Genomic DNA, 15,622 nt, shown 5'->3' on the forward strand with positions numbered 1-15,622 from the left:
TTTTTTAAACGATGTTCAATTAAACACAGGCATAAAAAAGCCCTCCGTCCCACCTACATCACGTAGATAAAACGAAGGGCTGTATATACGTTAAATAATTAATCTAATACTGCGGACATATGCTTATTCGTTACGGACCAGTGGGATGTATTCCAGATAGATTCTTTATTTTTGAAATAAAGAATTTGTGGGGATGCATGCTTGATACCGAGGTCCTCTGCGATTTGATTCGAAACAGGACGGGACTCAATCACCTTCACCAAGAAATAATCCACAGCCTCATTGTGTGTGCCAGATAAGTATTGTTCATATTCATCAAGTGCACTCGCACTTACTGGACATGTTGTACTGTGCTTTAGAATAACAGCTGGCTTTTCCTCAGAACGATCAAGCACTTCCTGCCACTCCGATAACGTCGTTAACTCTTTCCATGCAGACATGTTTCACATCTCCTTTCTCTACTTTCTCCTCAAAATTATAAGATAACCACTTCGCATATGCAACTTGTTCGCTTACAAGTCAACCCTCCCGGGCTTCTAGCGATTCTGATTGTGGCACTGTTTAGGCTTCCAGTGCTTGGTTTATCGCGCAATAAGAAATAACTGGAAATTGCACATCTATATAGAAAGAATATCACCATAAACTTAAATTAAATGGAAAAAATGTAGTTAATTCCCTCAGGATTTTTCGAGTTGCGGGAGCTTTGGCGCCTCTTTATCATACTGTAACTCGAATTTTTCGAGTTACGGGAGCTTTGGCGCCTCTTTCTCGTGCCGTAACTCGAATTTTTCGAGTTACGGGAGCTAAGGCGCCTCTTTTTTGGGCTGTAACTCGAATTTTTCGAGTTACGGGAGCTAAGGCGCCTCTTTTTTGGGCTGTAACTCGAATTTTTCGAGTTACGGGAGCTAAGGCGCCTCTTTCTTGGGCTATAACTCGAATTTTTCGAGTTACGGGAGCTAAGGCGCCTCTTTCTTGGGCTATAACTCGAATTTTTCGAGTTACGGGAGCTAAGGCGCCTCTTTTTCGTACCATAACTCGAATTTTTCGAGTTACGGGAGCTAAGGCGCCTCTTTTTTGGGCTGTAACTCGAATTTTTCGAGTTACGGGAGCTAAGGCGCCTCTTTCTCGGGCTGTAACTCGAATTTTTCGAGTTAAGGGAGCTAAGGCGCCTCTTTTTCGTACCATAACTCGAATTTTTCGAGTTACGGGAGCTGCGGCGCCTCTTTTTCGTGCCGTAACTCGAATTTTTCGAGTTACGGGAGCTGCGGCGCCTCTTTTTCGTTCTGTAACTCGAAAAACCCTAAGCGGCAACTGGCTGCTTAGGGTTCTGTTCGCTTAAGATCTCACTTGCAAGAATTGACGGAATAAGAAAACCGCCTTCAACTTCAAGAGATCATTGACTTTTTTGAAATCAACTTGCAGCAAATCACTAATTTTCTCCAACCGATACGTAACGGTATTACGATGAATGAATAATTGCTTAGCAGCCTCACTGACTTGACCGTCGTTTCGAATAAATACTTCAAGCGTACGAATCATTTCTTGGGAATACTCCGGATCCTTCTCTAAGAGAGGACGCAGAATCTTCGCACAGTAATCTTCCATCATAGGAGAAGACAAGTGCTGAAAAAGATGAGCGAATTCAATCGTTTCATAATGAAGGACGCGATCTGGCAAACAGAGTTTCTCTGCCATTCGCCCAGTCTCACCACATTCCAAGTAAGCTTCGCGAAGTGCAGTAGGCTTCACTTTCAGTGATGAGGTATAGAACACCATGCCCTCTCGCTCAGACACATGTCCAGCTTCCCGTTCAAACTTACCTAATAGCTGTGACAGCTCTTCCTCAGGAAATCCATCCGCTTGCGTCGTGGAATAGATAGAAAACAGATGATCTTTCAGGATAAAATGATGCCCTCGCACATTGTTAGATTTCGTTTGACTCTCCAAATATTGCTTAACTTCCTTGAGCTTCTCACTCCCAGCATCCTGACTCAATGATGGATTCTTACTCTTTCCAATGACACATTGGTAAGCACCTGTAAAAATGAATACACCTCTCGCTTCCGCTTGCTCCATAAACCCCTCAAGGGACGTTCCTTTATCCAAGTAGCGGATGAGGTTATTTTGCAAATCCCGCTCAGCTGAAGCTTCAACATGGGAACGGAACGTATAGCTCATATGGAACGAGAGAATATCTGCGGCTTGTTGAAACAAACCTTCCTCAACAGTAGCCAGTAGAACAACATCTGGAATGATTAATAATTGCCCTAATGGCTCATCATCTTGTTGCTGTAAACTAACGCGATATGCTCTATCTTTTCCTGCATAGACCCAGCCTGATTTTCTCTTTTTCGGCCAGTCCTGAGCAAGTTGCTCGGCATGCCATGTACTTGTGTTAAATAAGACCCGACCTCTTGCTCCAATAACTGCCATCGGATACCCTAGAATGTCGCTGACAAGCTGAAACATGTCGTTCATGTTATCTTGTTTCAGTCCAAACTGCATCAGCTTCTTCTGCTTTTCGAGCACCGTTTGCAGCAACTCTGTATTCCGGCGATATTCCGCATTAAACAGCGCATTCATCTGATCCGAGAACGTGAACTGAAATGGCATTTCAATAATTGGAAAATGTAATCGATCCGCTTCGTCCATAACGATTTGCGGCAGCTCCGTCCAAAATCTCCCGAGCTTAATCCCTAGACCTGCAGCTCCGCGGTCATTTAATTTGCGCAGGAGGTTCACGGTTTCTTGCGGGCTGTCTTTCATCGCGAAGGCTGTAGTAAACAGCATTTCACCTGATTTTGTCCAATCAGCAATATCAGGTGCATCCATGACATTGACTGATTTAACAATACGGGATTCCCCTTGTTTTCCGGCGACTAACTTTGCTTCCGTTAAAGGATATATCGCCAACGCTTCACGAATGGTAAGATGCATCGTGCTTCCCCCCTATGCCTTTTAATCGATTATAGGATGATCAAACGGTACCCGTCAATGCATTTACGTCATAAAACATGACATCAAATAAAAATTTATGAATTTTTCATGAAAATTATTAATTATATGTAAGGTTATATGACATATAATTAATAAAAAGAACCCTCACAACCACGATCTCCGTAGTAATGAAGGCTCCTTATGCTGAAGCTTCAACTAAATCACACGAAACGTTCCTGTCCCGATCGTCCCCAAATTGCCTTCACTGTCCTCAACGCGACCTTGAGCTGTAATCATTTTACGTGATTGATGGACAAGTTCCGCTGTCACAAGCAGCCTTCCTGCATAGAGGGGAGACACAAAATGCACATTCAAGTTTGTTGTAACAACTTTCTCCTCTGGCCTCGCGATCATGGCGATTATTCCCATTGCAGTATCCAACAACGAAGATGTGACACCGCCATGAACCATGCCAATGGGGTTTAAATGATGCGGCTTCGCATCCAATGCGATTGTGATGATACCATTCGTTATACCGACAAATTCACAACCCAGATAGCCCCAGAAGGTGGGCTCCGCTGCTGCGGCGAGCTGCTGCAATTTTCTTACGACATGATCATTTCCATCATCCATTGGACTCCCTCCTTCTTTGTAAGGGCTGCCCTACGTATGATAGCCCTGCTATTTACTGCTTGACTTCTTCCTCTAGTAATTGCCGACGGAGGACCTTCCCAATCATCGTTTTAGGCAAAGACTTCCGAAACTCAACTTTACGAGGCACTTTATAAGCAGCCAACCGTTCTCTGCACCAAACATCGAGCTCTTTCTCCGAGAGTGTCATCCCTTCTCTAAGAACGATAAAAGCTTTCACGGTTTCCCCACGGTATTCATCAGGAACACCTGCGACAGCCGCTTCCAGAATCGCTGGATGCTCGTAGAGCACTTCTTCAATATCACGCGGATAAATATTAAAGCCACCTGCAATAATCAAATCCTTTTTCCGGTCAACAATCGAAAAGAAACCATCCTCATCCATACGTCCCATATCTCCGGTATATAACCAGCCATCTTTGATCGTCTTGGCCGTTTCTTGCTCCCGTTTCCAGTACCCCTTCATAATTTGAGGGCCTTTGATAATAATTTCACCGATCTCACCAATCGGCATTTCCTCCCCGGAGTCGGAATCCACGACTTTTGTTACGGTATCCGGAAAAGGAACACCGATAGACATAATTTTACGGAATCCCCAGATTGGATTGGCATGGGTAACAGGCGAAGCCTCTGTCAGCCCGTACCCTTCAATTAATCTACCTCCGGTCAATGCTTCAAAACGCTCTTGAACCTCCAAGGGCAATGGCGCTGAACCGCTTACACAAACATTAATGGAAGAAATATCAACTTCCTTCACCCGTTTATGATTGATTAACGCGACGTACATGGTAGGCGCACCTGGAAAAATGGTCGGCCTTAATTTGTGAATGGTATCTAGAATCATATCAATATCGAACTTAGGAATGAGAATCAGCATGCCTGCGCGATACATGGCTTGGTTTAGAAGAACCGTCAAACCAAAGACATGGAAGCACGGAATGGCACCTAAGTAACGATCTCCGCCAGGTTCAACTTGATAACACCAATGACTCGTCTGATACGTATTTGAAATTAAATTGGTGTGTGTCAGCATGACACCCTTAGAGAGCCCCGTTGTTCCACCGGTATATTGAAGTAAGGCAATGTCTTCATCCGCGTTGACATCCACACAAATCGGCGCAGCCGAAGCCCCTCGCAATAACTTCTTGAATGCATAAACGCCGTCTCCATAAGTCACATCGAGCTTGGCGCCATCCTTTTTCATTTTAATCGGATATAGAAGATTCTTAGGAAACGGTAAGTAATCCTTAATTGAAGTTACGATAACATGGCGCAAAAATGTCCGTGATTTCGCCTTCTGAACGCGATCAAATAGCAGATCCAAGGTGATGATGACGACAGCTTCTGAATCAGAGAGCTGATGAATCAGCTCTCTCTCCACATAAAGCGGATTCGTCATCACGACAATTCCACCCATCATTAACGTGCCGAAATACGCAATGATCGCCGAAGGACAATTGGGCAGCATAATCGACACCCGTTCCCCTGGGCGTACCCCAAGATCCAATAACACGTGAGCAAATTGATAAGACGCATGTAGCAATTCGCGATACGATAGCTTTTTCCCCAAGAAATACAAGGCAGGCCGTTCGGGAAATTGATGTGCTGAATCAACCAACAGACGTGCTAGATTATGTTTCGGGTACTCGTAAGTCGGCGCCACTTCCGCTGGATAATGACGCAGCCAAGGCTTTGTCTCCCTCATACAAAACCATCCCCTTCAGGTTCTTGACTCCCAAGACTCATCCGATGAATTTCTCACCCTGAATTACACGTGCGGCGATGTCGCGCTTCAACCCCACCGTATTGACACTGCTGCGTCTAGAAAGCTTCTTGAGTATAGATAGTTGAGTCCGAAGCACATCTCCTTCTTCCATCGTACTGAGTGCTTCTTTCGCATATGCCTCAATTTTGTCAAAAGCCTCATGAATAAATACCGTCGTGATCTGAATGGCGTTTTTCGCCTTACTTTCGCCTTGTTTGTCAATGAGTTTTTGGGTACGAAGCAGTCCACTTTCTGCAGCAAAAATTTGAATCATGATATCCGCTAGGTTGCTAAGCACCTCTTGATTCTTCTCAAGAGCCATCCCGTATTTCTGTACGGCAAGCCCGCCTACCATAAGGAATACTTTCTTCGCCATGCTCACAAGATGAGCTTCTTCTTCTAACGTCCCTTCGAACGTTTGGCCTGGCATGTAACCAAGCAAGTCGCCTTGCAGCTCTTGAGCTTTTTGCAATAAAGGCAACTCGCCTTTCATGGCTTTCTTCACTAATGTACCCGGAATGAGCAAGCGATTAATTTCATTCGTCCCTTCAAAAATACGATTAATCCGCGAGTCTCGGTAGATCCGTTCCACTTTATACTCTTGAATGAAGCCATAACCGCCATGAATTTGCAGCCCCTCATCAGCAACAAAGTCTAGAACTTCCGAAGCAAAGACCTTATTGATCGAGCATTCCAATGCATACTCAGAGATACCCTTCGCCGAGATTTTGCCTGCCTCTGGACTCGAATGGTCAATATCCTTGAGAATCGTATCAAATAAACCAGTCGTCCGGTACACCATACTCTCTAGGATATAGGTTTGAATGTTCATTTCTGCCAATTTTTTACCAATTAAAGGAAATCGCGATATCGGTGTTTGGAATTGTTGGCGCGTATTGGCATATTTGGATGCGAGCTCAATCGTCTCCTTAGATGCACCTAGACAACCAACAGCCAACTTGTAACGGCCGATATTCAGAATGTTAAAAGCAATCAGATGACCTTTGCCAATTTCGCCAAGCAGGTTTTCTACAGGTACCTTTACATCTTCAAAAAATAAGGGACGAGTCGATGAGCCTTTAATCCCCATCTTCTTCTCTTCAGGTCCCATGGTAAAGCCTGGATCACCTTTTTCCACGATAAAAGCAGTAAAGTCTGTTCCATTAATCTTCGCATAGACGATGAAAATATCAGCGAATCCAGCATTTGTGATATAAAGTTTTGAACCGTTTAAAAGGTAATGTTTTCCCTCTTCCGATAGTCGAGCCGTCGTTTTGGCACCAAGGGCATCTGATCCAGAAGTTGGCTCCGTTAAGCAATAGGCGGCGATTCTCGCTCCAGTGGCTAAATCAGGCAGATACTTTTTCTTCTGCTCCGGCGTTCCAAAGAACACGATTGGCAATGTTCCGATCCCGACATGCGCGCCAATGGATAAGGCAAAGGAAGAAGCACGCGCTAAGTTTTCACTGATAATCGTGGAGCTGACCTTATCCAAACCTAGGCCACCATATATTTCAGGCACATCCGCCCCAAGCAATCCTAAGTCACCTGCACTACGCATGAGTTTAACGGTCAAATCATAATCCAGCTTCTCCAAGTGCTCATCATTCGGCATAACTTCCCCATTCACGTAGTCACGTGTTGTTTCTGCAATCATGCGATGTTCTTCCGTGAAATCCTCCGGTGTTACGATGGCATGAAAATCAAGATCCGATATAACAAAGCTTCCGCCTACGATTTTGTTCGTCATGAGTCAACTCTCCTTATGATTTGGGATAATGAGTAGGAACACATATGAAAGATAAGATGTTTTTGTGATTATTCCACTGCATGAACTTGAAACACACCAGCCGCTCCCATGCCGCCGCCAATACACATCGACACAACACCATACCCGCCGCCTCGGCGCTGCAGTTCATAAATTAAACTTGTTGAAAGCTTTGCACCTGTGCAGCCAAGTGGATGGCCCAGTGCAATCGCTCCCCCGTTGACATTAACCTTCTCTTCATCTATACCCAGTTCGCGGACTATATGCACGCACTGTGAAGCAAAAGCTTCATTTATCTCAAAAAGATCAACTTGATCTTGGGTAATGCCAGCCATCTGGAGCGCTTTCGGGATCGCTTTGACGGGCCCAACGCCCATAATTTCCGGCTCCACACCGGAAAGCGCGAAGGACAGGAACGTCGCCATCGGCTTCAGCCCGAGCGCTTCCGCGCGCTCTCGGCTCATCAGCACGGCCGCCGCTGCGCCGTCCGACGTCTGTGACGCGTTGCCCGCCGTCACAGAGCCCCCCAAGCTGAACGCAGGCTTCAGCTTGCTCAGACCTTCCACGGATGTATCGGGGCGAACGCCCTCATCCGTGGCAAACACGTACTCACGAACGTAGGCTTTGCCTCGTTCGTCAACGCCCTTCACGCTCGTGCTCACCGGCACGATCTCGTCTGTGAAGCGGCCCGCTGCGATGGCCGCCGCTGCCTTCTGATGGCTGCGCGTCGCGAAGCCATCCTGCGCTTCGCGCGAGATACCGAAGCGCGTCGCGACAGCTTCAGCCGTATGCCCCATGCCCATGTACACCTCGGGCATGGTCTCGACCAGCCGCGGATGCGGCGAGAGCTTGAAGCCCGTCATCGGGACGTGGCTCATGCTCTCAACGCCTCCGGCGATGACCACCTCGGCGTGGCCGAGCATAATGCGCTCCGCCGCATAGGCGATGGCTTGCAAGCCGGAGGAACAGAAGCGATTGACCGTGATGGCCGGCACGGTCACGGGAAAGCCCGCATACAGCGACATCGTGCGGGCGAAGTTCAGCCCTTGCTCGCCTTCGGGCATCGCGCACCCGATGATGATGTCCTCGACATCACCTTTGTCGAGCCCAGGAACGCGCCGTACAGCCTCTTCGAGTACGGCTTTACCTAGATCTTCCGCGCGCGTTTGCGCAAAACTGCCTTTTTTTGCTCGCCCTACGGCGGTACGTGTTATGGATACAATGACGGCTTCCTTCATCGAACTCACCTCATTAGGAATAGTTGGGGATCATACTTCACAAATTGTATTCTCATCCTGAGCTCATTTTGACGTGTGTCAACGCCAGCTACTTAATTTCTCAACGCCTTCCCCTTCGAGAGCATAAACTGCATCCGCTGCTGCGTCTTCAACTCACCACATAGACTCAAGAAAGCTTCGCGCTCCAAATCGAGCATATATTGCTCCGTCACCAATGTCCCCGCAGGCACATTCCCTCCAGCCAACACATGAGCGAGCTTATTCGCAATGAGCTGATCATGCGCACTAATGTAGCCGCCTTTCAGCATCGAGTAGGCACCAACCTGCATAACGGCCTTTCCATTCTCGCCAACCACGCGAATTTTCTCCACCGCTGGAGCTGTATAACCAGCCGCATCCATCCGAAGCACAGCTTGCTTCGCTTCATAAATTCGATGATCTGGATTCACGACGACGGAATCTTGCGCTCGCATATACCCGAGACGTTTCGTATCATGGCCGCTCGTGGATACTTTCGCCATTGCCACCGTCTCGAACGCTGCATTGATCCACGGCTGTAGATCAACTTCCGGATCTCTCACTTGCTGACTAGCCAGCAGTGCTAATTCTTTACAGCCGCCACCCGCAGGAATAAGTCCTACTCCCGTCTCAACGAGTCCGTAATACGTCTCGGCTGAGAAAATCGTTTGATCCGCCGGCATGCAAGCCTCCACGCCTCCGCCGAGCGTCATTTTATGAGGAGCAGCAACAACCGGTCTATCCAGTCTTTTCAACTTCAACATCGCGTTCTGGAATAACCGAATGATGCCATCCACTTCATCCCACTCGCCATCCTGCGCTTCCATCAACAAGAGCATCAGATTAGCGCCAACACAGAAGTTTTTACCTTCATTGGCCACAACTAGCCCTCGATAATTACTACGCACCTCATCCACACTCTGCTGAATCATCGTGAGAATATCAGCCCCAATTGCATTATTCGGTGAGTTGAACTCCAAGCAAGCTACGTCGTCACCAATATCAATTAAGCTCGCTCCGCTGTTCGAGCGGATGACTTTGTTTTGCTGCTTAAGAGACGCCAATGAGATGATTTCTGGCCGCGACTCCACCTCACGCAGTTCCCCATTCAAGATCGCGAACGTGCGACCCTCTTTTCGCTCATAGAAGCTGTCATGACCCGCGTCAATCCACGCTTTCACCCACTCCGGCACGGTGCTGCCTTCCGCTTCCATGCGTTCCACCGAACGTTTCAGTCCAATTGCGTCCCATGTTTCAAAAGGACCCAACTCCCAATTAAAGCCCCACTTGAGCGCATTATCGATGTCCACGATGTTATCCGCAATTTCGTCGCGTTTGTCAGCTGCGTATAGCAATACTGGCTTCAAAATGTTCCACGCCAGATCCGAATACCGATCCTTCGCACCCAGCAAGGCTTTCAGCTTCTGAGCAGTCCCTTTTGCCTGTTTGGCTGCCTCCAACGATGCCGAGCTAATTTTGCGACCTACCGCGTATTCCATCGTTTCCAAGTTCAAAGCTTGAATTTCTTTGCCTTCGGCCGACTTCACTTTCTTATAAAAGCCTTGACCCTGCTTCTCACCAATCCAGCCTTTGGCCACCATCTGTTTCAAAATCTCAGGCGTATCGAAGACATCCTTCTCTACTGGATCCGTCACAAGATCAAACACATTGTTCGCCACATGCAGGAATGTATCCAGACCAACGAGATCCAATGTGCGGAAAGTCGCACTTTTCGGGCGACCCATAGCAGGTCCTGTAACTGCGTCAACTTCTTCAACTGTATAACCTTTAGCCAACATTTCCCGTAAAGTAATGAGCAAACCGTAAGTACCAATTCGATTACTTATAAAATTAGGTGTGTCTTTCGCTTGCACAACGCCTTTTCCAAGTTTTTTCTCACAAAAATCATACATGAAAGATATAATTGCTGGATCTGTTTGTTCATTCGGAATAATTTCCAATAATTTCATATACCGTGGAGGATTGAAGAAATGAGTCCCTAGGAAATTCTTTTTAAATGCAGTACCCGCATTTGCAACCATGGCATTAATTGAGATCCCCGACGTATTCGATGAGACGATCGTTCCAGGCTTCCACACTTTTTCAATACGAGCAATAAGCTCTTGTTTAGCCTGTAAATTTTCGATAATGACTTCAACGATCCAGTCCACTTGGCTTAGCTTTGACAAATCATCTTCAATATTCCCTGGTGTGATGCGCGAGGCAAAAGTTTCACTATACAAGGGCGCCGGATTGGTCTTTCCAAGCTTCTCCAAGGCACCGACTGCAAACCGATTTCGTACTTTAGGATGATCTAGCGTAAGTCCTGCTGCTTCTTCTTGCGGCGTCAATTGATCTGGCACACGATCCAGCAATAAGACAGGAATACCTACGTTGGCCAAATGCGCAGCAATACCGGAACCCATTACACCCGAACCGATTACTGCTGCCGTACGAATAGTTGTCATGAGATCATCTCCTAAAAGTTTTCGTTTTCTAAAGACCAAACACCGATTGTGCCAGAATCTCTGCGATATCCCTTGCTTTTACCTGCTCCTCGACTTCTTTCAGCTTCGTACCATCTTCCACCATCGTCAAACAATAAGGACACGCCGAGGAGATCACCGTTGGTTTGACACTCAGAAGTTGCTCCGTACGCGCCACATTTACACGAGTACCCGCCGTTTCCTCCATCCACATCATGCCTCCGCCCGCTCCACAGCACATGCTGTTCTCACGAGAACGTGCTTGTTCCACAAGTTCCACACCAGGAATCGCCCGCAACACGTTGCGTGGCTCTTCATACACCTCGTTATAACGGCCTAAGTAACAGGAATCGTGGTACGTTATGCGTTCATTAACCTCATATTGCGGAGTCAAGCGTCCTTCTTTCACCCATAAATCCAGCAGTTCTGTATGATGAAAAACCTCTGCCGTTAAGCCAAATTCGGGATACTCGTTTTTGAACGTGTGGTACGTATGAGGGCATGTCGTGACGATTTTCTTGACCTTGTACTTTTGAAAAGTAGCGATATTATCCGCACACAGCTGTTGGAACAGGAATTCATTCCCCATCCGACGCGGTGTGTCGCCTGAATTTTTTTCCTCGTTTCCTAATATGGCAAAAGAGATACCAGCCTCCTTCATTAATTTCACGAATGCATGTGTTATTTTGCGACTGCGATTGTCATAGGCACCCATGGAGCCCAAGAAGAACAGATACTCAAACGTTGGATTCTCCTTAACCGTTCGCACTTCAAGCGCATCTTCCGGATCAACCTCTTTGACCCATTTCACACGATCATTGCGGGAAATCCCCCAAGGATTGCCTTGTCTTTCGATATTTTGAAGCGCTCGCTGCCCATCATGCGGCATACTGCCTTGCGTCAGCACCAAGTGCCTGCGCATATCAATAATTTTATCCACATGCTCATTCGCTACTGGACATTGATCCTCACAGTTTCGACAGGTTGTACAAGCCCACAGCTCTTCCTCGGTGATCACGCCTCCGATAAGTTCTACTTCCAGTGGATTCCCCTGCGACTCTGGTGCAAACACCATGGCCGGCACCCAAGGCGACTTCGATGTAATGGCGGCACCCTTCTCTGTCAAATGATCGCGCAACTTCGTAATCAGATGCATCGGAGATAGCAGTTTTCCAGTCGTGTTAGCAGGACATACGCTCGTACAGCGACCACATTCTACACAGGAGTAAAGATCCAGCATCTGCTTTTGCGTAAACTCCTCAATCTTGCCAACTCCGAATGTCTCCGCATTTTCATCTTCCAAATTCAGTGAAGCAAGCTTCCCTGTCGGCTCTGTGCGTCGCAGCAAGATGTTGATTGGAGCGGTTATGATGTGAAAATGCTTGGACTGCGGCACATATATGAGGAAAGCCAACAATATCAGCAGATGCATCCACCAGCCAATATAGAAGCCCGCCGTTGCCGCCGAAGTCGACATCCCTTCGAACATAGCCGCCCATGCAGATGTGAGTGGTGCGAAACCAGATGCCGGAAGTCCCTCACGTACTCGTTCAAAGCCACCGCTAATCACAACAGATAACATCAGGAACATGATAAAAAACAGAACAATACTTGGCTTCCAGCCTCGCTTAAGGCGTTTAAGCTTCTCTACATAGCGTCGATAAGTCGCATAGGCCATGGCCAGCACGATCAACCCGACCGTCACTTCCTGCATGAGGGTGAAGTAGTCATAACCTGGGACAGGTAACCCTCGGTCAATTAATCCTTTTAAAATAAGGTCCAAGGCGCCTAGCTGTAGAATAATGAAGCCATAAAAAATCACGATATGCATAATGCCGCTTTTTTTATCCTTCAATAACTTCGTCTGGCCAAACACTTGAACCGCAAACCCCTTGAGCCTTAAGCTAGCTTCCTTCTTCAAATCCACTGATTTCCCCAACTGAATGTATAAGTATCGGTGATACACAACCCGGCCGAACCCGTAGAGTGCCAAACCCGTAACCGCCAGAAAAAGGAGAAACTGAATCAGCGTACCGGTCATGGAGGACCCTCCTTTTATTTAATTTGTTTATAGACGTTTTTTGTTAACGCTTACATTCCTCGTTCGTAAAAAAGCAAATTCCATTCGTCCCTTTTAAAATAAGAGTAGAAACCTGCTTCCATGTGAAGAGTAAGCCGACAAACCTCCCTACTTGCTTGGTTAAGCGGAATAAGTCGTTGACAAGGCGTACTGCGTATTTTATGATGAAATTACAAAAATGAATGAGTATTCATTCACCGATATTTGTATTCTAACACCGAGGTGATCTCCTTGACAAGTGGCAAAAAACCAGACAAGTATTATGCGATTCTCGAAGGCGCGTTAAAGGTATTTGCGGAAAATGGGTTTCATAAATCCCAAGTTTCGCGTATTGCGAAAGAAGCTGGCGTCGCGGATGGCACCATTTATCTCTACTTCAAGAAGAAGGAGGATATCTTAACTAGTCTTTTTCAAGAGAAGTTAGGCGAGCTTGTAGAGAAATTTAATCAGGCGGTTCGTGAAAGCACGAGTGCGAAGGATGCGTTGCGCAAAATTTGTGAAATTCATTTTAGCGAGCTGGAAAATAACATTCATATGGCCTACCTCACGCAAATTGAGCTTCGTCAAAGTGATTTGGAGCTTCGCCAAGAGATTGGTCTTGCCCTAAAGAGATATATTATCCTCATTGAAAATATATTAGAAAAAGGAAAGAATGACGGCAGCTTCCGTTCCAATCTGGATGTTAAGCTTGTGCGACTCCTGATTTTTGGAGGCATGGATGAAGTCGTTACCTCTTGGCTGATTTCTGGCCAGAAATATTCGTTAACCGCACAGGTTGGCCCAACCCTTGATTTTTTCTTGAGAGGCATTGAGACGTAAGCATGGCTTCAAATCTGGCTTCAAAGTCCACCATTTCAAGTTCTTATTTCATGTATATTCAGGAGGGAGCCCCACTATGGACATTTTTGTATTAGTGAAGCAAACGTTTGATACGGAAGAGAAAATTGTCTTGCAAGGTGGCGTCATTCAAGAGGATGGCGCGAAATTCGTCATTAATCCCTACGACGAGTATGCTGTCGAGCAAGCTATTCAGCTTCGCGATGAGCATGGCGGTAAAGTTACGCTTCTATCGATCGGACCTGATCGCACAGCGGAAGCACTTCGAACTGCTCTTGCGATGGGCGCGGATGAGGCTGTCTTGATTACGGACGATCGGATTTTGGGCGATGAATTTGAAATTGCTGAGATTTTGGCCGCGTATTTGCGAGAACAATCCGTCGACCTCTTGCTTGGTGGTAATTTCTCTGTCGATAACGGTGCTGGCCAAGTCGCCATTCGACTTGCTACATTGCTCGGACTCCCCCATGTAGCGTCGATCACAAAACTGGATATTTCCGGTAATGAAGCTGTCGTTCACCGTGATGCTGAAGGCGATATCGAAGTGATCGAGGTCCCTCTCCCTGCACTATTTACGGCGCAACAAGGCTTAAATGAACCTAGATATCCTTCTCTTCCTGGCATTATGAAGGCGAAGAAGAAACCATTCCAGCACTTAACCCTTGATGATATCCCAGGTTCAGATGCGATCCTGGCCAAAACAGCTCGACTGGCTCTATCTCTTCCACCCGAACGTCAAGCGGGTCGCATCCTCAAGGGCGAACTCCCTCACCAAGTGACTGAACTTGTTCAAGCACTGCGTAACGAATCCAAAGTGATCTAACTATTTATTTATTGGGAGGCTACAACGATGGCAAAACAATTTCTCGTAGTTGCAGAAGCTCGCAGTGGCAAGCTTCGTCAAGTATCCTTTGAGGCGTTACGCTCAGCGCAGCTATCCGCTGCTGATGGCGATACACTGGCTGCCCTCTTGATTGGCGGTGCAGATACGAAAGCATTAGCTGGCGAACTTGCCGCTTATGGCGCAGAAGCCATCTATGTCGTTGAAGATCCGCAGCTTGAGAGCTATAGCTCGGAAGCTTATCTAAGCGCATTGCTTGCTGTTACTGCTATCGCAGGACCGCAAGCACTATACTTCGGCCACACGGCTATCGGCCGTGATCTTGCTCCTTTGGCTGCAGCGTCCCTCTCTGCTGGCCAAATCTCCGACGTTACCGGCATCGAGCGCAGCGGCGATAACGTGCTGTTCACCCGACCGCTTTACGCTGGCAAAGCAGTCGAAAAGAAAGCGTTTACCGACCCTGACGCGCCATGGGTCGTCACGATAAGACCGAACAACATCGCAGCCACTGAGCCTGACGCTTCGCGTCAAGCACAGCTTATCGATGTTGCTTACCCCGCTCCCTCCCTGCGCAGCATCATCCGGGAGGTCGTCAAGAAAACGTCCGGCGCCATCGACTTGGCTGAAGCCAAGATCGTGGTCTCCGGCGGACGGGGCGTGCGCAGCGCCGATGGCTTCCAGCCGCTCGAAGAGCTAGCTGCCGTCTTAGGCGGCGCTGTTGGGGCTTCCCGCGGAGCCTGCGACGCGGGTTACTGCGAATACGCGATGCAGATCGGCCAGACCGGCAAGGTCGTGACGCCGGAAATATACATCGCGTGCGGCATTAGCGGCGCCATTCAACATTTGGCGGGGATGAGTTCTTCGCGCGTCATCATCGCCATCAACAAGGATGCGGAGGCGCCGATCTTCAAAGTGGCCGACTACGGCATCGTCGGCGATCTATTCGAGGTCGTGCCGCTGCTGACCGCGGAGTTTAAGAAGCTGCTAGCGTAGAACAGCAG

At 47.5% G+C, this 15,622-nt stretch carries 11 protein-coding genes; 3 read left to right on the top strand and 8 right to left on the bottom strand.

What is annotated here, in order from left to right; translation table 11 throughout:
* Positions 1–98: 98 nt before the first annotated feature.
* The 8 genes from ytxJ to AC58QT_RS06540 all read right to left on the bottom strand — a co-directional run bounded on the left by ytxJ (position 99) and on the right by AC58QT_RS06540 (position 12,904).
* The gene (gene ytxJ, locus AC58QT_RS06505) at positions 99–440 is read right to left on the bottom strand and encodes a bacillithiol system redox-active protein YtxJ (protein WP_310223974.1); all 342 of its coding nucleotides are present in this window, start codon (positions 438–440) and stop codon (positions 99–101) included.
* An 895-nt stretch (positions 441–1,335) separates the two neighbouring features.
* The gene (locus AC58QT_RS06510) at positions 1,336–2,937 is read right to left on the bottom strand and encodes a PucR family transcriptional regulator (protein ID WP_497408243.1); all 1,602 of its coding nucleotides are present in this window, start codon (positions 2,935–2,937) and stop codon (positions 1,336–1,338) included.
* A gap of 216 nt (positions 2,938–3,153) precedes the next feature.
* Entirely contained in the window at positions 3,154–3,570 is a 417-nt protein-coding gene (locus tag AC58QT_RS06515; RefSeq protein ID WP_497408244.1) for a PaaI family thioesterase, read from the bottom strand.
* 52 nt (positions 3,571–3,622) lie between these two features.
* On the bottom strand, positions 3,623–5,293 hold the full coding sequence (locus tag AC58QT_RS06520) for a long-chain-fatty-acid--CoA ligase (RefSeq protein WP_497408245.1): 1,671 nt from the start codon (positions 5,291–5,293) through the stop codon (positions 3,623–3,625).
* A gap of 37 nt (positions 5,294–5,330) precedes the next feature.
* Positions 5,331–7,103 carry an acyl-CoA dehydrogenase FadE gene (locus AC58QT_RS06525; RefSeq protein ID WP_497408246.1) on the bottom strand — a complete coding sequence of 591 codons (1,773 nt, stop codon included), beginning with the start codon at positions 7,101–7,103 and terminating at the stop codon, positions 5,331–5,333.
* A 68-nt stretch (positions 7,104–7,171) separates the two neighbouring features.
* A complete protein-coding gene (locus AC58QT_RS06530; RefSeq protein ID WP_497408247.1) occupies positions 7,172–8,359 on the bottom strand; it encodes an acetyl-CoA C-acyltransferase in 1,188 nt (395 codons plus the stop codon).
* Between the two features lie 92 nt (positions 8,360–8,451).
* Positions 8,452–10,845 (bottom strand): 3-hydroxyacyl-CoA dehydrogenase/enoyl-CoA hydratase family protein, encoded by a 2,394-nt coding sequence (locus tag AC58QT_RS06535; RefSeq protein WP_497408248.1) that lies wholly within the window; start codon positions 10,843–10,845, stop codon positions 8,452–8,454.
* Positions 10,846–10,873: 28 nt separating this feature from the next.
* On the bottom strand, positions 10,874–12,904 hold the full coding sequence (locus AC58QT_RS06540; RefSeq protein ID WP_497408249.1) for a (Fe-S)-binding protein: 2,031 nt from the start codon (positions 12,902–12,904) through the stop codon (positions 10,874–10,876).
* Positions 12,905–13,174: 270 nt separating this feature from the next.
* Here AC58QT_RS06540 and fadR point away from each other — a divergent pair, with 270 nt between their 5' ends.
* The 3 genes from fadR to AC58QT_RS06555 all read left to right on the top strand — a co-directional run bounded on the left by fadR (position 13,175) and on the right by AC58QT_RS06555 (position 15,614).
* A complete protein-coding gene (gene fadR / locus AC58QT_RS06545; RefSeq protein ID WP_497408250.1) occupies positions 13,175–13,762 on the top strand; it encodes a fatty acid metabolism transcriptional regulator FadR in 588 nt (195 codons plus the stop codon).
* A 76-nt stretch (positions 13,763–13,838) separates the two neighbouring features.
* A complete protein-coding gene (locus AC58QT_RS06550; protein WP_497408251.1) occupies positions 13,839–14,603 on the top strand; it encodes an electron transfer flavoprotein subunit beta/FixA family protein in 765 nt (254 codons plus the stop codon).
* A 27-nt stretch (positions 14,604–14,630) separates the two neighbouring features.
* Positions 14,631–15,614 (top strand): electron transfer flavoprotein subunit alpha/FixB family protein, encoded by a 984-nt coding sequence (locus tag AC58QT_RS06555; RefSeq protein WP_497408252.1) that lies wholly within the window; start codon positions 14,631–14,633, stop codon positions 15,612–15,614.
* Positions 15,615–15,622: the final 8 nt, after the last annotated feature.

The sequence above is a fragment of the Paenibacillus sp. J31R109 genome (assembly GCF_059692055.1).

Coding starts and splice junctions, on each gene's coding strand:
- ytxJ (WP_310223974.1), bottom strand. CDS start 440: ATGTCTGCATGGAAAGAGTTAACGACGTTATCGGAGTGGCAGGAAGTG.
- AC58QT_RS06510 (WP_497408243.1), bottom strand. CDS start 2,937: ATGCATCTTACCATTCGTGAAGCGTTGGCGATATATCCTTTAACGGAA.
- AC58QT_RS06515 (WP_497408244.1), bottom strand. CDS start 3,570: ATGGATGATGGAAATGATCATGTCGTAAGAAAATTGCAGCAGCTCGCC.
- AC58QT_RS06520 (WP_497408245.1), bottom strand. CDS start 5,293: ATGAGGGAGACAAAGCCTTGGCTGCGTCATTATCCAGCGGAAGTGGCG.
- AC58QT_RS06525 (WP_497408246.1), bottom strand. CDS start 7,103: ATGACGAACAAAATCGTAGGCGGAAGCTTTGTTATATCGGATCTTGAT.
- AC58QT_RS06530 (WP_497408247.1), bottom strand. CDS start 8,359: ATGAAGGAAGCCGTCATTGTATCCATAACACGTACCGCCGTAGGGCGA.
- AC58QT_RS06535 (WP_497408248.1), bottom strand. CDS start 10,845: ATGACAACTATTCGTACGGCAGCAGTAATCGGTTCGGGTGTAATGGGT.
- AC58QT_RS06540 (WP_497408249.1), bottom strand. CDS start 12,904: ATGACCGGTACGCTGATTCAGTTTCTCCTTTTTCTGGCGGTTACGGGT.
- AC58QT_RS06550 (WP_497408251.1), top strand. CDS start 13,839: ATGGACATTTTTGTATTAGTGAAGCAAACGTTTGATACGGAAGAGAAA.
- AC58QT_RS06555 (WP_497408252.1), top strand. CDS start 14,631: ATGGCAAAACAATTTCTCGTAGTTGCAGAAGCTCGCAGTGGCAAGCTT.